At 30.9% G+C, this 21,145-nt stretch carries 17 protein-coding genes and 2 pseudogenes; 7 read left to right on the top strand and 12 right to left on the bottom strand.

Going from position 1 to position 21,145, the window contains the following annotated elements:
- Window positions 1–36 precede the first annotated feature (36 nt).
- From WHD08_RS16230 to WHD08_RS16210, 5 genes are read left to right on the top strand one after another with little or no spacing between them, the layout of a single operon-like run.
- Complete coding sequence (locus tag WHD08_RS16230) at window positions 37–753, top strand: hypothetical protein (protein ID WP_208890047.1); 717 nt, start codon at window positions 37–39, stop codon at window positions 751–753.
- Window positions 743–1,555 carry a hypothetical protein gene (locus WHD08_RS16225; protein ID WP_165732550.1) on the top strand — a complete coding sequence of 271 codons (813 nt, stop codon included), beginning with the start codon at window positions 743–745 and terminating at the stop codon, window positions 1,553–1,555. The genes WHD08_RS16230 and WHD08_RS16225 overlap by 11 nt, the downstream gene beginning before the upstream one ends.
- A gap of 49 nt (window positions 1,556–1,604) precedes the next feature.
- Window positions 1,605–3,038, top strand: coding sequence for a M20/M25/M40 family metallo-hydrolase (locus WHD08_RS16220; RefSeq protein WP_208890048.1), 1,434 nt, complete (start codon window positions 1,605–1,607; stop codon window positions 3,036–3,038).
- Window positions 3,039–3,042: 4 nt separating this feature from the next.
- Entirely contained in the window at window positions 3,043–3,405 is a 363-nt protein-coding gene (locus WHD08_RS16215; RefSeq protein ID WP_165732548.1) for a DoxX family protein, read from the top strand.
- Window positions 3,406–3,422: 17 nt separating this feature from the next.
- Window positions 3,423–5,039, top strand: coding sequence for an amidohydrolase (locus WHD08_RS16210; RefSeq protein ID WP_165732547.1), 1,617 nt, complete (start codon window positions 3,423–3,425; stop codon window positions 5,037–5,039).
- A 37-nt stretch (window positions 5,040–5,076) separates the two neighbouring features.
- On the opposite strand, the gene WHD08_RS16205 is transcribed toward WHD08_RS16210, so the two are convergent.
- Together WHD08_RS16205 and WHD08_RS16200 are read right to left on the bottom strand one after the other, a co-directional pair.
- Entirely contained in the window at window positions 5,077–7,293 is a 2,217-nt protein-coding gene (locus WHD08_RS16205; RefSeq protein ID WP_165732546.1) for an FUSC family protein, read from the bottom strand.
- An 85-nt stretch (window positions 7,294–7,378) separates the two neighbouring features.
- On the bottom strand, window positions 7,379–7,612 hold the full coding sequence (locus WHD08_RS16200; protein WP_165732545.1) for a CDGSH iron-sulfur domain-containing protein: 234 nt from the start codon (window positions 7,610–7,612) through the stop codon (window positions 7,379–7,381).
- Between the two features lie 114 nt (window positions 7,613–7,726).
- Between WHD08_RS16200 and WHD08_RS16195 the strand changes: the two genes are divergently transcribed.
- Window positions 7,727–8,566 carry an FKBP-type peptidyl-prolyl cis-trans isomerase gene (locus WHD08_RS16195; RefSeq protein WP_306771850.1) on the top strand — a complete coding sequence of 280 codons (840 nt, stop codon included), beginning with the start codon at window positions 7,727–7,729 and terminating at the stop codon, window positions 8,564–8,566.
- A gap of 74 nt (window positions 8,567–8,640) precedes the next feature.
- Here WHD08_RS16195 and WHD08_RS16190 read toward each other — a convergent pair whose 3' ends face one another.
- The 10 genes and pseudogenes from WHD08_RS16190 to WHD08_RS16145 all read right to left on the bottom strand — a co-directional run bounded on the left by WHD08_RS16190 (window position 8,641) and on the right by WHD08_RS16145 (window position 19,811).
- Window positions 8,641–11,808, bottom strand: coding sequence for a S41 family peptidase (locus WHD08_RS16190; RefSeq protein WP_165732544.1), 3,168 nt, complete (start codon window positions 11,806–11,808; stop codon window positions 8,641–8,643).
- An 87-nt stretch (window positions 11,809–11,895) separates the two neighbouring features.
- The gene (trpA, locus tag WHD08_RS16185) at window positions 11,896–12,660 is read right to left on the bottom strand and encodes a tryptophan synthase subunit alpha (protein ID WP_165732543.1); all 765 of its coding nucleotides are present in this window, start codon (window positions 12,658–12,660) and stop codon (window positions 11,896–11,898) included.
- A complete protein-coding gene (locus WHD08_RS16180) occupies window positions 12,657–13,448 on the bottom strand; it encodes a DUF3050 domain-containing protein (protein WP_165732542.1) in 792 nt (263 codons plus the stop codon). The genes trpA and WHD08_RS16180 overlap by 4 nt, the downstream gene beginning before the upstream one ends.
- A complete protein-coding gene (trpB, locus tag WHD08_RS16175) occupies window positions 13,448–14,632 on the bottom strand; it encodes a tryptophan synthase subunit beta (protein ID WP_165732541.1) in 1,185 nt (394 codons plus the stop codon). The genes WHD08_RS16180 and trpB overlap by 1 nt, the downstream gene beginning before the upstream one ends.
- 80 nt (window positions 14,633–14,712) lie before the next feature.
- Window positions 14,713–15,387 (bottom strand): phosphoribosylanthranilate isomerase, encoded by a 675-nt coding sequence (locus tag WHD08_RS16170; protein WP_244183291.1) that lies wholly within the window; start codon window positions 15,385–15,387, stop codon window positions 14,713–14,715.
- A gap of 128 nt (window positions 15,388–15,515) precedes the next feature.
- Window positions 15,516–16,304 (bottom strand): indole-3-glycerol phosphate synthase TrpC, encoded by a 789-nt coding sequence (gene trpC, locus WHD08_RS16165; protein WP_208890050.1) that lies wholly within the window; start codon window positions 16,302–16,304, stop codon window positions 15,516–15,518.
- Window positions 16,305–16,331: 27 nt separating this feature from the next.
- Window positions 16,332–16,690 (bottom strand): annotated as a pseudogene (locus tag WHD08_RS16160) (four helix bundle protein).
- Between the two features lie 19 nt (window positions 16,691–16,709).
- The gene (gene trpD / locus WHD08_RS16155; protein WP_208890051.1) at window positions 16,710–17,699 is read right to left on the bottom strand and encodes an anthranilate phosphoribosyltransferase; all 990 of its coding nucleotides are present in this window, start codon (window positions 17,697–17,699) and stop codon (window positions 16,710–16,712) included.
- 73 nt (window positions 17,700–17,772) lie between these two features.
- Window positions 17,773–18,348 carry an anthranilate synthase component II gene (locus WHD08_RS16150; RefSeq protein WP_203391974.1) on the bottom strand — a complete coding sequence of 192 codons (576 nt, stop codon included), beginning with the start codon at window positions 18,346–18,348 and terminating at the stop codon, window positions 17,773–17,775.
- A 71-nt stretch (window positions 18,349–18,419) separates the two neighbouring features.
- A complete protein-coding gene (locus tag WHD08_RS16145; RefSeq protein WP_165732535.1) occupies window positions 18,420–19,811 on the bottom strand; it encodes an anthranilate synthase component I family protein in 1,392 nt (463 codons plus the stop codon).
- Window positions 19,812–20,218: 407 nt separating this feature from the next.
- Between WHD08_RS16145 and WHD08_RS16140 the strand changes: the two are divergent.
- Window positions 20,219–21,136, top strand: a pseudogene (locus WHD08_RS16140) (3-hydroxyacyl-CoA dehydrogenase); the annotation flags it as partial.
- Window positions 21,137–21,145: the final 9 nt, after the last annotated feature.

Raw genomic sequence — 21,145 nt, 5'->3', positions numbered from 1 at the left:
CCTGTTTAAAAGCAACCTTTTTACCAAATTAATTTTATGTTATATTACTTAATTATTGGACTTCAAATTTATTGTGCATACCATGTCTATAAGAATAGAAACAATATGTATTGGTATTTTATCATATTCTTTATTCCGGTAATTGGTTGTATTATTTATCTTTTAACACAAGTAATAAACAAAACAGATGTTACACAGATAACAGAGGAAATTACAACTATAATTAATCCTACCAAGAAGATTAAAGAATTAGAGACAGCTCTAAAATTCTCTAACACATTTCAAAACAAGATTAATTTAGCCGATGCGTATGCACAAAACAAAGAGTATCAAAACGCAATTGAACACTATGAAAATGCGCTAGAAAGTAACTTTAAAGACGATCCACACACTATAAACAAACTTATTATTTGTTATTATAACATTCAAGGTTACGATAAGGTTATTGCATATGCTCCCAAAATAGACCTTCAAAAAAACTTTAAAGAAACACTCTTTTTTTACGGCTTAGCGTTAGAGCAGAAAGGAGAACTAGAGTTGGCAGAAATTCAATTGAGAAAAATTGATATCCGTTACTCTCATTACAATGAAAGACTTGAACTCTCTAAATTCTTAATTAGGAATAACAAAAAAGAGGCAGCTAAAGAGATTTTAACTGAAGTTATTACAGAAATAAACGCAATGACCAACGCAAATGCAAGAAAAAATAGAAACATACTTTCTGAGGCTCGTAAAATTCTAAATGAGAAGTAACTATTTTTTTAAAGGAATTCTACATGTATTAATTTTCATAATTCTAACTGTAGCAACTCAAATTGGAGGCATTTTATATGTAATTACATTTTTGTTGATTTCTAATAAAGTATCAAAATATAAAGTAAAGAGAACATTCTTTTTCATCTCTTTATATATATTAACAACCTTTTTAATTGTTCCAAAAGTTGCACCGTTGTTTGGACGTGTTAAAATTGAAAACAATAAAAACTTAGAAGCTCATAATTTTCTAACCAAACTCTTTAATAGAAATTATGTAACGCCTAAAATGCAAGCAGTATTAACAAGTATTTCTTTAAAAATGAATAAAGAATCGCCTTCATTAAAAGTGGTGTATTTAGATGCTAATTTTCCTTTTTTTGATGGATTTCCGCTACTTCCTCATTTAAGTCATAATGATGGTAAAAAGATTGACATATCATTTATATATCAAACCGAAAAAGGTGTAAATACAAATACGAAACCTTCTAATAGTGGTTACGGAGTCTTTGTTGCTCCAAAAAAAAGCGAAACCAACCAAACCAATATTTGTAAGAAAAAAGGGTTTTGGCAATATGACTTTACTAAGTATTTTACATTAGGTAGCTTTCACTCAGATTTAAAAATATCAGAAAAAGCAACCAAAAACCTTATTATACAAATCTTAAAAGAAGATGCGATTAGTAAAATTTTTATAGAACCTCATCTTAAAAACAGGTTAAACCTCCGTAATTCTAAAATTAGATTTCATGGTTGTGGTGCCGTTAGACATGATGATCATATTCATTTTCAAATTAAATAAATAGTCATTTCATTTTTGTAGCTTTATAGAATCAAATAAACTACCCAACATGAAAAAGTTATTACTCTTATTCTTATCATCAATCTTACTAATTTCTTGTAATCAAAAACAAGAAAAACCAATAGACAACAACCAATTTTCTGCAGAAGAAAAAATTGATTCCACTAAAATAAAAACACTATTCAACACTGCTTTAACAGAAGGTAAATCTTATGAATGGTTGCGAGTTTTAACTCAGAATATTGGTGGTCGCTTGTCAGGTTCTCCAGAAGCTGAAAAAGCCGTTATTTGGGGAGAAAAATTAATGAATGAAGTCGGTTTAGATTCTGTTTGGCTACAACCTGTTATGGTACCTCATTGGGTTCGTGGCGAAAAAGAAGTTGCTAATTATGCAATAAACGGCGTTCAAAAAAATGTACCCATTTGTGCTTTAGGCTTTTCTATTGCAACGTCTAAAGAAGGTGTTTTAGCAGAAGTTATAGAAGTAAAAAGTTTAGAAGAAGCAACTGCTTTAGGCGATAAAATGAAAGATAAAATCATTTTTTTTAATCGTCCGTTTGATAATACTTTAATAAAAACTTTTGAAGCATATGGAGGTTGCGTAGACCAACGAGTTAAAGGAGCTTCAGTTTGTGGAAACTTTGGTGCAAAAGGTGTAATTGTACGTTCTATGACCAATGCTGTTGATGATTATCCGCATACGGGAACCATGAGTTATGGAGATTTACCTAAAGAAAAACACATACCAACTGCTGCAATAAGCTCTAGAGCTGCAAATATTTTAAGTGATGATTTAAAAGCAAATCCTAATTTAAAATTCTACTTTAAACAAAGTTGTGAAACTTTACCAGACGCTCCTTCTTTTAATGTTGTTGGAGAAATTAAAGGTTCTGAAACTCCAGAAAATGTTTTTGTTGTTGGTGGGCATTTAGATTCTTGGGATTTAGCGGAAGGCGCACATGATGATGGTACAGGAATTGTACAATCTTTAGAAGTTGCTTACTTATTTAAAAAAAATAATATTAAGCCTAAAAACACCTTACGAGTTGTCTTTTTTATGAATGAAGAAAACGGAACAAAAGGTGCAAAAAAATATGCTGAACTGGCAAAACTAAACAAAGAAAACCATATTGGAGCTTTAGAATCTGATGGTGGCGGACATACACCTAGAGGTTTTTCTATTGATGCAAATACTGTTAATACAAAATTGTTACAAAGCTGGAAAAAACTATTGTCTCCTTATGGTTTACACGATTTAGACAAAGGTGGTTCTGGTGCAGATATTAGTCCGCTTAAGGCAGAAAACGTAACCTTGGTTGGTTACAGACCCGACTCTCAACGCTATTTTGATTATCACCATACAAGCACAGATACTTTTGACAAAGTAAACAAACGCGAGTTAGAGTTAGGAAGCGCCTCAATGGCAAGCATTATTTATCTAATGGATAAATATTTATATAACAATACTCCGGTAAAACCGTAATTCCATGGACATTTTCATGCTGATTTTAAAAATATTTTTTGGTATTTTATTCTGCTTCGCAGGAATTATGCACGTTATAAAACCCAATATTTTTAAACACTTTATACCCAATTTTTTACCGAAGCGATTGGTAAATTATGTTGCAGGGGTTATTGAGTTTATATTAGGCTTAGGGTTATTTTTTCCATCTACAGTAAAAAATGCTGCCATTGGTATTTTTATGCTGATGGTTCTTTTTCTACCCATTCATATTTGGGATGTTACCAAAGAAAGACCAGCCGTTGGCTCTAAAAAAATAGCCATTATTAGAATTCCGTTACAATTTTTATTGATGTATTTATTATATCTTATTTACTTAAATTCATAAAATTAAAATTACCTTAAATGAAAAAACTTATTTTCTTATTCACCATAATAAGTGTATTAACTTCTTATAATAAAAAACAAAAAGCAGATGTAATTGTCATCAATTCTAATACCTATACAGTAAATAATCAATTTGAAAAAGCAGAAGCTTTTGCTATAAAAGACGGAAAGTTTATTGCTGTAGGAACTTCGAAAGAAATTCAAGAAAAATATCAATCTGAAAATATAGTTGACGCAAAAAATCAAACAATTGTACCCGGTTTGATTGATGCTCATTGTCATTTTTTCAGAATGGGATTACAGCAACAAAAAGTATCTCTAGAAGGCACTAAAAGTTACGACGAAGTTTTAGATAAAATTGTTGCTTTTCAAAAAGAAAAAAACGTCACTTTTATTACGGGTCGTGGATGGGATCAGAATGATTGGGAAGTAAAAGAATTTCCTACTAAAGAAAAATTAGATCAATTATTTCCAACAACTCCTGTTGCTGTTGGTAGAGTTGATGGTCATGCTTTGTTGGTAAATCAAGCAGCAATTGATTTATCAGAAATAACAAAAGACACCAAAGTTTCTGGAGGAGAAATTATTTTGAAAGATGGGGAATTAACTGGAGTCTTAATTGATGCTGCCATGGATTTTATCAAGTTTCCAGAAACTACAAAAGAAGAAGCAATTCAAGGGTTATTAGATGCACAACAAATTTCTTTTTCTTACGGTTTAACCACGGTGGATGATGCAGGAATCAACAAAAAAACAATTGAATTAATTGATAGTTTACAACAAAAAGGAAATTTAAAAATGCGTATTTATGCAATGGTTTCTGGCGATAATCAACAAGAAATAGACTATTATATTAACAACGGCATTGTAAAAACCGACAGATTAAACGTGCGTTCTTTTAAAGTGTATGGAGATGGCGCTTTGGGTTCTAGAGGAGCTGCGATGCGCAAACCATATTCTGATAGAGACAACCATTTTGGAGCCTTAATTTATAGCCCAGAGAGATATCAAGAAATTGCAAGGCAAATTGCTGCATCCAATTTTCAAATGAATACGCACGCTATTGGAGATTCTGCAAATACGTGGCTTTTAAAAACCTATAAAGAAGTTTTAAAAAACGAAAAAGACAGACGTTGGAGAATAGAACATGCACAAATTATTGCTCCTGATGATTTTAAAAACTTTGATAATATATTACCTTCTGTGCAACCAACGCATGCAACTTCAGATATGTATTGGGCAGAAGAAAGAATTGGCAAAGAGCGAATGAAAGGTGCTTATGCTTTTAAAGACTTATTAAATACATATGGAAAAATTGCTTTGGGTACCGATTTTCCGGTAGAGCAAGTAAATCCGTTTTTAACGTTTTACGCAGCTACTATTAGAAAAGACCTTAACAATTATCCTAAAAATGGTTTTCAGATGGAAAATGCCTTAACCAGAGAAGAAACTTTAAAAGGAATGACCATTTGGGCAGCTTATTCTAATTTTGAAGAAGACGAAAAAGGTTCTATTGAAGTTGGTAAATTTGCAGATTTTGTAATTTTAAACCAAGATATTATGAAAGTTAAAGGCAATAATATACCGAAAACAAAAGCTGTTTCTACTTTCTTAAATGGTGAAAAAGTTTATTAAAAACACTTTCTAAATTGAATACAAGTTTGATAAAAAACTAAATTTTCTTAATGTTTTTTATCAAACTTTCAGACAAACTTAACAACCATCTAACTTGTTCAGAGACCATTTGTGTTTCATGTAATTGAGATCTCATTTCTTTTGTAATGGGCAATCCCTTTTCTATTTCTTTGTCTCTTTGGTTTGATAAACTTTGAAAATAATCATCATAGTTCTTGGCAGCAATACCTAACTCTTCTGTTTCCAAACAAATAGTAGATTCCGAATTGTTTAAGAGTTCCATTGCCTTTTCTAAATTCGATAAAATGTGCTTTATATAAACTTCAAATTGTTCTGGTACCTTACCTGTTTCATTCGTTCTAATATACATCCCTAAAGAAGAAAGAGAAGACAAATACGTATTAATAATCGTTATAAGCTCATAGAATACTGCAATATTTTCTTGTCTAGATTTTGGTTCTTGAGCCAATCTTTGATATGCTGCATTTAAGTTTCCTACTTGTAAAAAAGCTTCTTTTCTAGCCAAAGCATATACTGTAGGTACTTCTCCTTTCTCGTGATAAAAAACTGCTATTTGTTTTAAAAACTCAGAAAAACCTTCAATTGATTTAGATAAAACTTCTTTAATATTTTTAGCTTCCCAAGCAGGCCAAAAAAGATAATTTGCAACGTATGCTAACATAGAACCAATAAGAGTATCAATAACCCTAAACTGAATAACGGTTAAAATATTAGGGTGAATTAAAGCATACATAAAAATGACATATAGCGTAATAAAAGCTGCTGCATTTCTATAATTTTCCTTCACTAAAGAAAAACCTATTATTAAAGAAACGGCAGCAATTACAGCATAAATGACTGGATTTTGAGTTAAAAAAATAATTCCAACTCCTACAGCTGCTCCTATTAACGTACCTACTACCCTATTCTTTGTTCTTTCTTTGGTTAAACCATAACTCGGTCTCATTATAACGACTATCGTTAACAAAATCCAATAAGATTGTTGCATTTCTATAACAAAACCAATAGCAAAACCAATAAGCATGGTAAGTGTTAATCGTAAAGAATGTCTAAAGATAGGTGACTTAAAAGTGAAATTTGCTTTTAGCTTTTTAACATCATAATCTTGAGGCGTTAAAAACTGTTCTGCATCTTTAATAGCTCTAATTTTATCGTTTTTAGAATAGTTATCTAAAATTCTAACGATATCCATTAGGTTACTAATTTGCTTTTCTTGATACGCTTTATAATTTAATAGAAAAATGACTCCTTCTCTAGATTCTGGCAAGCCAATATCTACCTTATAAATTTGAATATGATTTTCTATTTTTTTAATTAAAACTTTAAAATTATTTTTATACGTAAGCTTTTCTTCCTTTAAAATAACTTTTGAAATATGATTTAGTTTATCTGAAACTTCAAAAATGAGAAGTTTAAATTCATCTACTTTCTCGTGGTGCTCTTTAAATAAAGTATCGAATTTTTCATAATCAATGGCATTTGAAATAGCAAGCTCATAGATTTCAATAATTTTAGAAAAAATTAATTGCTGACGTCTTGTTCTATTACTAAACCCGGAATTGAATCTTTTTTCTAAAACAACTTCCCGAATATTCTCTTGAAGTTCATTAATAGCTGTTTGCAATTTAAAGTTTTCCTCTAAAAGACTTGTTCTGTCATTTTCTTCCGCTAACAGTTTTCCTCTTATTTTTATAAATTCTGCTGTTTTCTCTAACAATTCAACAAACAAATAGTCTGCTTGAACTCTAGGTAATAATAGTTGTGTTGAAATTGCTAAAATTAAATACCAAACACCTCCTAAAACAATAAATAATGAATGTTCAAAAATACTAATCTCTGTACTCTGATGTCCAAAAGCCAAAACCAAGGCTATTAAACCGGATAAGGAAATTAAAGAAGCTCTAAAACCAAATACAGATATATAGGAAATTAAAAAGACTAAAATGATTAATAAAGGAACTAAAACAGGAAGGTAATTATTAAAATAACCAATTAAAAATGTGATAGAAAAGGCTAAAATTATAGAAGCTAGCATTCCATAAAACTTATGCTTTACACTACCTGAAACATCTGATGGTGCACATAAAATAGCGCCTAAAGCAACACTAAACCCTACATCAAAACTATCGAAAAAATATACGGAGACAATTACAGCAATTACCATTGCCAAAGCAACTAAAAATGCTTTAATAAAATAAATGCCCTTAAAATATCTAATTAAATTTTTAATCATAAATCAAATTAATAGTCAAATTTAAGAAGATTTTTAAGGAAGTCTATTAATTAATGGTAATTATACTTTAAAAAATAAAATATCTTTATTTGTGAGAACCATCACAAAAAGGCCCGCTTTTAGTTGCTTTACAAGCGCATAAATTTCTTGTTTCTGTTTTCTCTGCTGTAAAGACATTCGGGCTCATACCTGTTCCTCTATGTTTCCCATCGCATAAAGGTTGGTTTTCTGACAAACCACAAGTACACCATGCATAGTTTTTTCCTTCTTCTAATTCTATTGCTAGAGATCTATTTCCTGCTCTTTTTGGTAATTCCATATTTTTATTATTTTAAGTTAATAATATAACAAAATTTTAGGAATAGTTTATATAATTTAAATTTATAATCATTTGTAATTATTTTATATTAGCGCCAAATCTTAAAAATATAGAATGAAATCCTACTTAACACTTTTTTTATCAGTAATTCTTTTCACCTCTTGTATTAGCGATGATGAAGTTACTTGCACACCTCAAACAGACGAAGACATTATTGAATATATTGAGAGTAATGACTTAGTAACTACAAAAACAGCATCTGGCTTATATTATTCAGTAAACAATGAAGGTACAGGAGAAACTCCAACTGAAAATTCTATTGTAGATCTTAAATATAAAACCTATTTTTTAGATGGAACTAATACTAGCGAAACAGAATCTATTACACTTAACTTAAGCACCTTAATCCCAGGATTAAGTGAAGGAATTCAACTATTTAAAGAAGGTGGAAGTGGTACTTTAATTATTCCTTCCGAATTAGCTTTTGGAGAATCAGGAAACGCTACTGGATCTATTCCTTGTGGAACTGTTTTAGTTTTTGAAATAGAAGTTTTAGCTGTTTATGATAACTATGAAGAACAAAATGAAGCTGCAATTTTACAATATATTGAAGACAATAATTTAACTGCCACAAAAACTGAATCTGGTTTGTATTATGTCGTGAATAACGAAGGGACCGGAACACAACCAACAAGCAGCTCTAATGTTACTGTTGCTTACAAAGGAACTTTTTTAAATGGAACTATCTTTGATGAAAGTAGTGTTAGTGGTGTCGCATTTAATTTAAATGGAGTAATTGAAGGATGGACAGAAGGAATTCCTTACTTTAAAGAAGGTGGAGAAGGTATTCTTTTAGTTCCTTATACTTTAGGTTACGGAGAAAATGGATATAATACGATCCCTGGTTACACTCCTTTAGCTTTCGATATAAAATTAATTAGCGTTAATAACTAAACTAGTTTTTAAACTACAAAAAAAAAGCGAAACTTATTAAGTTTCGCTTTTTTTTTATGCTTATTATTAATTATTTAATTTAAATCTTGTAATAAAACCTCTACAGCTTTCTTTAACTGATCATCTTCTCCCCTTGCTTTCCATCCCGGTTTATTTTGTACTAAAATATCTGGTACTGCAGGTCCGTTTTCCATATTCATACCAGATTCTTTAACATACCAAGCTCTATAAGGCATTCTAATAGAACCATCTTGCAATCTTTGAGAACCTGTAGAAATTACAGCTCCAAAGGTTGGTTGCCCTACTACTTTACCTAACTTAAAACTTTTAAATGCGTGTGCAAAAATTTCTGCATTAGAATAACTGCTTTCATTTGTTAAAGCAACTAAAGGCTTTGTATTTACAGCCAATAAAGCTCTTTCGTTAAAAGGATAATTACCTGAGAAATTTTTGTTATCTCTTTGTAAATTATCAGTTGCGCCTCTTGGTACAGTATAAGAATGTTGTTGCACTGTTAAAACAGCCATTAAACGATCTGTAGTCCAACCACCACCATTATTTCTAACATCTATTACAATTCCTTTTTTACCATAACCACTTGCTTTTAACTCTCTTTCAAAACGCTCAAAACTTGGTAAATTCATTCCTTGTATATGAATATAACCTAGTTGTCCGTTAGAATACTCATCAACTAACTTTTTTCTAGAGTTTATCCATTCTTCATAACGTAAATCTCTTATAGTACCTGTAGATTCTGTTCTTACTACAACTTCTCTTTTATCTGATAAAGTTAATAAGATTTCGTTTTCAGAAGTGTTTTTTAATAAACTATAAAAGTTGGTATTTTCTTTAATCTCTTTTCCGTTTACATTTGTAATAACATCTCCTTTTTGCAAAGAAACTGTTGTTTTTGTTGCAGCAGAATTAGGTAAAATAAAGTTAATTTTAACTCCTTTTTTTACATTAGAAACATCTAAGCCTAATAGCCCAATATTATCATTAGAAACTTTTTCTGGCGTTTTACCTCTATATCCCATATGACTTGCATTTAATTGCCCTAACATATTGTTAAACATAAAAGAATAGTCATGTTTACTTTGGGCAGCCAAAACCATTGGTCGGTATCTTTCTACAATTTTATCCCAATTATATCCATGAAACTTAGGATCATAAAAACCTGCAGTAATTGCTCTAACACCTTCTTCAAAAACTTGTTCATTTAGTTTACTAAAGTTAGTTGTATAGGTAGCTGAATGAGAAAAAGATAAAACTTTATCAGATTTTAAGTTTAAAGATTTTAACTTTCCTGTTGCTGCATAATATAAGTTATCCTTATGTAAACTATAACCACGTAAACTACCAACCCCTTTAACTAATTTTGGTTTGCCTCCTTTTAAGTCTAATTTATACAAACCATTTTCACCTGTTGTTGCATCTAAAGCTGCAATATAAATACTCTTGCTATCTGCACTAAAAAATCTTCCGCTTTCATTACCTGCCCAATTTGTTAACTGTACAAGTCTGTCGTAAATTTTATCTTCATCAATTTTTACAGCAACTACTTTCTTTTCATCCTTGCTTTTAACATCTTCATTAGAACTGTAATAATCTCCTTCTTCAAAATCTGTTTTGGTTTTTTCCCAATCAGATTTTTGTAACCAAATCATCCAAGTATCATAATTAATACCACCTCTATCTCCTGCTCTATTAGAAACAAAAGAAAGTTTTTTTCCGTCTGGACTCCAAGCCGGAGAAGAATCTGATCTAGGATGCATAGAAACATTTATCTTTTTAGATGGATTTTCTATAGACTGAATATAAATTTCACTATCAAAATTTAAATCATCTTGAGAATATGCAATGTATTTACTATCTGGACTCCAAGAAACTCCTTCTGCTGCTGCCCAAGTATCAGAATAACTTTTAACGTTAACTATTTTACCCTCTTTTAAATCTGCAATTACCAATTGTCCTCTACCAATTCTATAAGAAATTTTCTTTCCGTTTGGCGAAACTAATGGTTCAAAAACATCAATTTTACTTTTTGTTAGTTTTGTAACTTTCGTTTTTAAACTTCTACTTAAATTTACTTTATCATCTGTAGAAACAACTTTATACAACTCATTTTGACCATTTCTATCTGATAAAAAACCTAATGTATTATCGTCTATCCAAAAAGGATTATCTTCTTTAAAAGGGTTATTACTAACATTATTTGTTTTCTTTTTATCCTTATTATTTTCTTTTACAAAAATTTCTCCGTTAATACTTAACGCTATTAATTTTCCGTTTGGCGAAACACATAGATCTTTAATGCCGTTAGAAACAGTTTCCGTTTCTTCTAACTCAAATCTATTATCTGTTGCTAAGTTTAGGTTTATTTTTGATGTTGATCCGTTTTCTATTTTAAAAACATCTAATCCGCTGTTATAAATAATAGTACCATTGTTACTTACAGAATAAGATAAAACACCATTAACTTTTAAATCTGTTAACTTATTTTCTGTACTACTTTTACTACCGTTTGTATTTAATACAGTTTTGTAAATATTATATCTACCGCTTTCTGCACCTATATAATACAAATTGCTTTGCGCATCCCAAAACGGAGAATGATCGTTTTTGTTACTTGTAGTAATTTGATGATATTCTTGGGTCTTTATATTATAAATCCAAATATCTCTTTGTGCAGGACCGTTATAATCTTCTCTAGAAATTCTACAAGTTCCTTTTACAAAAGCAACTAAATTACCGTTAGGCGATATAGAAGCCTGACTCCCTAAAGCAGTCATAAAACGATTAGGAGTTTCTCCGTTTTCGTTAATTTTATAAATTGATGTTTCTCTTTCTGTTCCTTTATAAATTCTATTACTAGAAAATATAATTTCTCCATCAGCATTCCACTGACTCGGTGTATCTGTTGTAGGGTAATAGGTTAATTGTTTAGGAATTCCTCCATTTAAACCTGTTTTAAAAATATTTGTATTTCCTCTTCTATTAGAAGTAAAAACTAACTGATTACTTTCTGAGTTCCATGTAGGATTGGTCTCATAAGCCTGATGAATTGTTAGCCTTTTAGGCTGATTTGTTTTTAAATCGAGTACCCAAATATCACCATCAAAACTAAATGCCATCTTAGAAGCGTCTGGGCTTATAGATGGCATTCTTATTAAGGTGCTTTGAGCAATTAAAACAGTTGTACTAAATAGAACTGCATAAAAAAATAAAGTCTTTTTAATCATTATTACTGAGGTTTTAATGACCAAATTAAACTTTATTAAGCTTATAACGTTTTTTTAAATACTCTTTAAGAAATATTTAAGAGTTTCTTAACTTATTATAGGTTTTATAAAATTATCAATTTTATCAATACCATTTTCTCCTAAGTTCTTTATAAATGCAGAACCAATAATTGTTCCGTTGGCGTATTTACAAGCAGTAGTAAAAGTTTCTTTATCAGAAATACCAAAACCAACAATTAAATTACTTTGCAAGTTCATGTTTTTAATTCTTTCAAAATATGCAATTTGTTGATTAGAGATATCGCCTTTTGCACCGGTAATAGAAGCGGAAGCAACTACATAAATAAACGCTTTAGAATACGCATCTATTTTTCTAATTCTTTCTTCGGATGTATGCGGAGTAATTAAAAACACGCTCGTAATTCCGTATTTCTCAAATAATGCTTTATAATGATTTTCAAACTCAACCATTGGTAAATCTGGAAGAATTACAGTTTCTATACCACAATCTACTACTTTCTGACAAAATTTATCCTCACCATATTTAATCATCTGATTCAAATATCCCATTAAAACTAAAGGTGTTTTATTGGTTTCTTTAATGGTCATTAACTGATCGAAAATAATGTCTAAATTAATTCCGTTTTCTAATGCTTTTTGGCTACTATCTTGTATCGTAGGTCCGTCTGCTAAAGGATCTGAATACGGCAAACCAACCTCTATAAAGTCTACTCCACTTTTTTCTAAAGCAGTAATTACTTTGGTAGTATCATCTAATTTAGGATAACCACAAGTAAAATAAATTGATAATAAATTTTTCTTTTCTTGAAAGATTGTTTCTAATTTTTTCATGCTAAAACTGGTTCGTTTTTACTTTTTAATTCTTCTTCAACAGCACTCCACAAATTGATTCTTACTTGTAAAGATTCTTTGGCAACCTCTAAAACTTCTTGCCATTTTTTATCATCATCTCCACATAATTCCTCAATCATTTGTAATGATAAAGGTCCGTGTTCATCTCCATCTAACTCAATATGTCTTTCTAAGTAATAAATAAAATTATCAAACTTTTTATTACTTTTTAAAGTCGTTTCACCAACAATTTTTAAAAACATATCAGGTATAATATCTTCTCTACCAAATGTAAAAGCTGAAGCTATTTTATGATCTTCATTTGTATCAATTATCTTAAAAGTATAAGAAACAAAATCCTTTATACTTTTATGAATTGATAATTTCTCAATCGATTTTACAACGTCTTCACCTTTAGAAATCTCATCTATAAAACCAGCTATTTTAGAGCAATCTGCATTCATTTCTTGCATTGCATCTAAATACATCTCGTAATGACTTTTTAAAACGCCGTCTTTATTAACATCGCTTTCTTCTGCCAACGTAATTTCGTTGATAAAACGAACTAAGTTAGTGTTCTTCTTCGGAATCCAAGGAATTGAAACCGTTGTTAAGTTGATTTGCAATGCCTTTAAAAGCGACATAAAATCCCAAACTGCAAAAACATGTGCTTCCATAAATGTTTTAATATCATCTACAGTGTTTAGTTTTTTGTACAATTCGTGATTCTTTAAATCATCTCTTAAAGACACCAACTCACTTTCTATATGTGCTATTTTAGAGTTCATTAGTCTTCTAAATGATTGATATACGTTTCTAAATCTTTATCTCCTCTACCCGATAAATTAACCACCACAACCTGGTCTTTTTTAAACTTAATTTTTGGTAAAACGGCCAAAGCATGTGCACTTTCTAAGGCAGGAATGATCCCTTCAATTCTAGTTAACTCGTAAGCTGCTGCCAACGCTTCACTATCTGTTGCATCCATAAACTTCGCTCTTTTACTTTCGTATAAAAATGCGTGTAAAGGACCAACTCCAGGATAATCTAAACCTGCAGAAATAGAATAAGGCTCAATAATCTGTCCGTATTCATCTTGCATTAAAATGGTTTTAGAACCATGAATAATTCCTACTTGTCCTAATTGAGAAGTGGCAGCACTTTCACCAGAATTAACTCCCAAACCAGAAGCTTCAACCGCTATTAATTCTACCTCTTCATCATCCATATAGTGATAAAAAGCACCTGCAGCATTAGAACCTCCACCAACACAAGCTATAATTGTATCCGGATTTTCTTTTCCTGTTTTTTCTTTTAGTTGCCATTTCATTTCTTCTGAAATAACTGCTTGTAAACGTGCAACCATATCTGGATACGGATGCGGACCAACTACAGAACCAATTAAATAAAACGTTTCTGGATGCTGAATCCAATACCGAATTGCTTCGTTAGTTGCGTCTTTTAAAGTTCTACTTCCGCTTAAAGCAGGCACCACTTTTGCACCTAACATTTTCATACGAGCAACATTTGGTGCTTGACGCTCAATGTCTTTCTCTCCCATAAAAACAGTACATTCTAAGTCCATTAAAGCACAAACTGTAGCGGTTGCAACTCCGTGTTGTCCTGCACCTGTTTCTGCGATTATCTTCGTTTTCCCTAATTTCTTAGCTACTAAAATCTGACCAATCGTATTGTTTACTTTATGTGCTCCTGTATGGTTTAAATCTTCTCGTTTTAAGTAAATAAAAGCATCATATTTTTCTGATAAACGTTTTGCCAAATACAACGGACTTGGGCGACCAACATAATCTTTTAACAACGACTTGTATTCTTCTTGAAACTCTTCCGATTCTAAAATTTGAAGGTAATTATCTTCTAATTCCTTTACATTCGGATATAACAATTCTGGGATAAATGCACCTCCAAATTGTCCGTAATAACCATTTTTGTCTGGGTGAAATTTTGATTTCATATCTTAAATTGTGTAATTGTTTATTTGTTTAATCGTGTAACTGTTGATGTGCTTTTTTACACAATTCAACGTTTACACAATTACACAGATATTTTATTTTTAAATTTTTCTAACTCTTCTATTTTCTTAACTCCTGGTTTACTTTCAAATTTACTATTTACGTCTAAAGCATAAATTGGTAAATTAGATTTCAATATTTTTTGTACTTCTTCTGCATCTTCTAAACCGATTCCTCCACTTAAAAAGAAAGGTTTTTCAAAAGGATATTTTTCTAAAACAGACCAATCAAACTTTGTTCCGTTTCCGCCTCTTTCTTTTCCTTTGGTATCAAACAAAAAGAAATCTACCACTTCTAAATACGGTTTTAAAACATCAAAATCGAATTCGTCTTTAATTCCGAATACTTTAATAACCTCAACTTCATTTTTAGAAATGTAGTGTTTGTTTTTTTGCTTTTTTATCGTCTTATTTTCTTCAATAAACAAAGCTCTGTTTTCTGCTAATTGCTTTTGTAAATTGATAACATACTCAACAGATTCATCTCCGTGTAACTGAATAGCTTCTAATCTATATTCTTCAACTAAAGAAATAACAATCTCTACATATTCATTTACAAAAACACCTGTTTTCTTTATCGAATTAGAAAATTCTGGAATAATTCCTTCAAAATTTCTTTTTGATTTTTCATAGAAGATAAAGCCCAAATAATCAGGTTGCAACGCTGCAACTTGTTGGATATTTTCTGTGAATTTCATTCCGCAAACTTTTAATTTCATACCGAATATTGCTTAATTGTTTATTCGTTTAACTGTGTAATTGTTTTCACTCAATCTCTTTAAACTGACTTTTACACAATTCAACAATTACACAGTTACACTTTTTTTTACCTTATTTGATTGATAAACTCTAAACAAGCTTCTCCCGGATTGTCTGTTTTCATAAAATTTTCTCCAATTAAAAAACCTTGAAATCCAAACTCTTTCAATCCAGTAATTATCTTAGGATCAGAAATTCCGCTTTCTGAAACCTTTAAACAAGTATCCGGAATTTGACCTGCCAACTTAATAGAATGTTCTAAATCTACTTCAAAAGTATTTAGATTTCTATTATTAATTCCGATAATCTTATTGTCTAAATCGTTGATTTTATCTAAATCTTCCTGTGTATGAATTTCATACAAAACCTCTAATCCTAAATCTGTCGCTAGGTTTCCGTAGTTTTTTAGTTCTGTCGCAGTTAAACAAGAAGCTATTAATAAAATTACATCTGCTCCAATAGCTTTTGCTTCAACAATCTGAAATCCATCAACAATAAAATCTTTTCTAAGAATAGGTTTTTGTTGATTGATGATTCTCGCCTCCATTAAATCAGCCATTGTTCCTCCAAAGAAAGAAGTATCTGTTAAAATAGATTGTGCAGCTACATTTGCATCTAAATACCCATTAGTAACATCTGCAATGGTTGCTTGGTCGTTAATGATTCCTTTTGATGGAGATTGACGTTTAAACTCTGCAATAATCCCTGTAGAACCAACTTCTAACAAAGATTTTTTTAATGAAAAAGTTTCTCTTCCAAAACTTGGACTTTTCACTAAATTTTGTACAGGAACTTCTGCTTTTATCTTAGCAATTTCCTTCTTTTTAAATGCGATTATTTTATCTAATATTGTCATATATAATTATGAATTCTAAATTAAGAATTACGAATTTGAATTTCTAATTGTTTTTTGAATACTTCCGATAATTTTTAAAATTTCTTCAATATCCGTTAATAATGATTTCGATTCTATCTCAGACAAGAAATCGGTATCTTTTAATAGACGAATCCAATAATGAGATTCTCTTGCTTCTTTATAAGCGATTGTTAATTTAGCAAAAAAGTCTTTTCGACTCTGCCCCAAATTACTTCTTCTACATTTGCTCCTATTGATGTTCCTGAACGTAATAACTGTTTACTTAATACAAACTCTTTCTTTTCTTGTGATAAATGCTTGTATAATTTTACAACTCTAACTGCGAAATTATAACTTTTGATTTGAATTATATTATCCTTTTTCATGAGCCGTAATTCGTAATTATTAATTCGTAATTAAAGAATGTAAACATTCTTTCGCTTTCAATCCAAATAACGAATCTTTAGCTTCTGCGAAAGCATTTTCGAAAGACTTGGTATCATCAACAATAGTTAATGCAAAAGCAGCATTTGTTAGCACTACATTATTCTGAGATTCTGTTCCATTTCCACCAATAATCGTTTTGAAAATTTCAGCAGCATCTGCAACTGAATTCCCTCCAAATATTTCTGATTGCTGAATTCTTTTCTGTCCTAAATCTTCTGGGTTTATAATTTGTTCTCCGTTTTTCGTAAAGAACTTAAATCCGCTTGTTAACGAAATTTCATCATAACCATCTAAGGCATGAATAATTCCGTAATTGATATCTTCTTCTTGTAAAATGTAATTGTACAAACGTGCAACTTCTAAATTAAAAGTTCCCAACATGTGGTTTTTAGGTGAACTTGGGTTTACCAAAGGCCCTAACATATTAAAGAACGTTTTTAATGCCAATGCTTTTCTTGTTCCACTTACAGCTTTCATTGCTGGATGAAACTTTGGAGCATGTAAAAAACAAATATTTGCCTTTTCTAAATGTTCTCTTAAAATGGTTTCATCATTCGTAAAATTGTATCCAAAACTCTCTAACATATCAGACGAACCTGATTGAGAAGACACTGAATAATTACCGTGTTTTGCTACTTTTTGTCCGGTTCCGGCAACTATAAAAGAAGTTAAGGTTGATATGTTAAACGTATCTTTTCCATCGCCTCCAGTTCCAACAATATCGATTGTATTATAATCTGATAAATCTACTTTTATTGCCAACTCCATTAACGCATCTCTAAAACCAGCAAGTTCATCTGCTGTTATCGGACGCATCATAAAAACAGTCATAAATGATGCTAAATGGGCATCATTGTATTTCTCTGCAGCAATATCTTTTAAGATTTGTTTTGCTTCAGATTTAGACAATCTTTCGTGATTATATAATTTGTTTAAAATTGCTTTCATAATTCTTACTTGTCATTGCGAGGTACGAAGCAATCTCATCATTAAAAGATTGCTTCGTGCCTCGCAATGACATTTATTTATTCGCATTAATAAAATTCGTTACCAACTGCTCACCAACATCTGTTAAAATAGATTCCGGGTGAAACTGCACAGCAGAAATTGGAAATATTTTATGCTCAATTGCCTGAATTAATCCATCTTCATCTCTAGCAGTAACTTGAATTTCTTCTGGAAAACCTTCGTCTGTTGCTGCCCAAGAATGGTAACGTGCCGCCATAAATGTTTCTGAAACATCTTTAAATATTATTGCGTTTTTGTCTGTAACTCTCATTTCTGTGGCTACTCCGTGAAAAACATCTTCTAAATTGATGATGGTTCCTCCAAAAACTTCTGTAATGGCTTGTAAGCCCAAACACACTCCGAATATTGGTTTTATGCCTGCGTAGGTTTTAATTACTTCTTTTAAGATTCCTGCCTCATCTGGAATTCCTGGTCCTGGCGATAACATAATCATATCGTAGTTTCCTACATCTGCAATACTGATTTCATCGTTTCTAAAAACTGCAGGAAATTCTCCTGTGATTTTCTCTACCAAATGAACCAAATTGTAGGTAAAAGAATCGTAATTATCTAAAATTAATATTTTCATTTTAAAAAGCTTTTGGCTTTTGGCTTTTGGCAATTAGCAAAAAGCTAACCGCTAACAGCTAAAAGCTATTTTTAAATATTTTCTGCTAAAATCAACGCTTTTTTTAACGCTGCTAACTTATTATTTACTTCTTGTAGTTCTTTGTCCTCGTCAGAATGAATAACGATTCCTGCTCCGGCCTGCGAATACAAAACGTTGTTTTTACTCACAAACGAACGAATGGCAATCGCTAAATTTACGGAACCGTCTAAGCCGATAATTCCGACTGCGCCACCATAAAAACCACGTGTTTGATTTTCGTATTTGTTAATCAACTCCATCGCCTTATATTTTGGTGCGCCACTTAGCGTTCCGGCAGGAAAAGTATCTCCAACAATTTCAATAGGGTTTCCTTTAATCTTCCCTCTAACGGTAGAAACTAAATGAATTACATGGCTAAAATATTGCACTTCCTTAAACACCTCAACCGTAACTTTATCGGCATGTTTGCTTAAGTCATTTCGTGCCAAATCTACCAACATTACGTGTTCAGCAGTTTCCTTTTTATCTTCGGATAATTTTTTACCCAATTTAATATCTTCTGCCATATCGCCTGTTCGTCTAAACGTACCTGCAATTGGATTGATGGTTGCTTTACCTGCAAAAATTTTAATTTGCGCTTCTGGTGAAGAGCCCATTAATTTGAAAGATCCGTAATCGAAATAAAACAAATATGGCGACGGGTTGATAGAACGCAATGCTCTATACACATTAAACTCGTCTCCTTTAAATTCTTGTTGAAATTGGCGTGATAATACGAGTTGAAAAACGTCTCCTCTTTTACAATGAGATTTTGCTTTTCTTACATATTCTTTAAATTCTTCGCCAGTTGTATTTGAAGTTTCTTCGCCTATAATTTCGAATTTTTGTGTATTGAATGCTTGTGCATCAATAATAGTTTCTACTTCATGTATGCGAGATACTGCGCCTTCTTCGATATTTTCTATCAGTGTCATTTCATCATTAAAATGATTGATAGCAATAATGAATCGATAAAAACTGTATTGCATTTCTGGGATTGCAGAAGGTGCTTTCTTGTTTGTAAATTTTATATTTTCGAAATACTGAACAGAATCGAATGTATTATATCCATACAAACCATTGAAATGTTTTAGTTCAGCAGGACAATCTAAATGGATAGATTCTTTAAACTTATCATACAACTCGTAGAAGTTTTTATTGATAGGTTGCTCATCTAATTGTGTTCCTTTGTGAGAAACTGAAAATTGAGAATCATCTACTTTCATAGTAACAATAGGCTCCACCGCTATAAAAGAAAAACTTTCTTCTTTACTGTGATAATCGGAACCTTCTAACAACAACGTGTTAGCGAATTTATCTCTAAAACGTAAGTACAGCCCTACGGGAGTAACTGTATCCGCCATTTTTGTTTTATGTATTGTCTTAAATTGTAATTTTTTCATTTTACTTTTTATCTGGTCGAGCGCAGTCGAGACTTTTTTTCGAACCTCTCGACTGCGCTCGAGGGAACATTTCTCTTTATCTTTTTTTACTTTGGATGCTTAAAAAATCATCATAAAAAAAAGGCTTATCGTGAGATAAGCCTTTTTTAATATATTTTATACATATAGGTTTCTTCTCACTTAATTATTAAGAGAGTTCCACCAACCTGTATTTATTGTATTATTTTTCATTGTGAAACAAAAGTAAGATAGATTTTTTAATTAAGCAATGTTTAGATTGTTTTTATTTAAAACAAAAACATTATTAGACTGAAAAAGAATTGTTTAATTTAATTGAAAATGCTAACTTTATGTGTTATAAACAAAATGTAATGCATCAATAATAATGATACACTTATGTTGGCAAACATAAAAAAATGAAATATAAAAATATAACTGTTGCAGGAAGTGGTGTTTTAGGCTATCAAATTGCTTTTCAAATTGCTTTTTATGGTTTTAACGTTAGTATTTATGATATTAATGATGAAATTTTAGAAAAAGCAAAATCAAAGTTTAAAATCATAGCTAAGGCTTTTAAAACAGATTTAAATGCAACTAAAGAACAATTAGACGTAACCTTTAAAAACTTAACTTATACTTCAAATTTAGCAGAATCTGTAAAAGATGCTGACTTAATGATTGAGGCAATTCCCGAAAACATAGCAATTAAAATAAGTTTTTATAAGAATTTAGCTAAAGTTGCTCCCCAAAAAACAATTTTTGCTACAAATTCATCTACACTTCTACCAAGTCAACTTGCTGATTCCACAGGAAGACCAAAGCAGTTTTTAGCATTACATTTTGCTAATAATATATGGAAACATAACACCGCTGAGATAATGGGACACCCTACAACAGATCCTAAAGTTTTTAAAGACTTAATCATGTTTGCTAAAGCAATAGGAATGTTACCATTACCACTTTATAAAGAGCAACCAGGTTATATATTAAACTCTTTATTAGTTCCTTTTTTAGGCGCAAGCTTAGACTTATTGGTTAATGAAGTATCAGATCCTCATACAATTGATAAAACTTGGATGAAAGCTACAGGAGCACCAATTGGTCCATTTGCAATATTAGATACTGTTGGTATAAACACGGTATATAATATTAACGTATCATCTGCAGAAGAAACACAAGAACCACTTGCCCTTAAAACGGTAAAATACTTAAAAGAAAATTTTATTGATAAAAATAAATTGGGCGTTTCTACAGGTGAAGGTTTTTACAAGTATCCAAATCCTAGTTTCTTAGATTCTGATTTCTTAAAAATAAAACCAGAATAACTTAACTCT

Origin of the sequence: Polaribacter sejongensis (assembly GCF_038024065.1) — a bacterium.
Classification (GTDB): Bacteria; Bacteroidota; Bacteroidia; order Flavobacteriales; family Flavobacteriaceae; genus Polaribacter; species Polaribacter sejongensis.
Note: the sequence above shows the minus strand (reverse complement) of the source record. Positions and strands in the feature narration are given on the sequence as shown.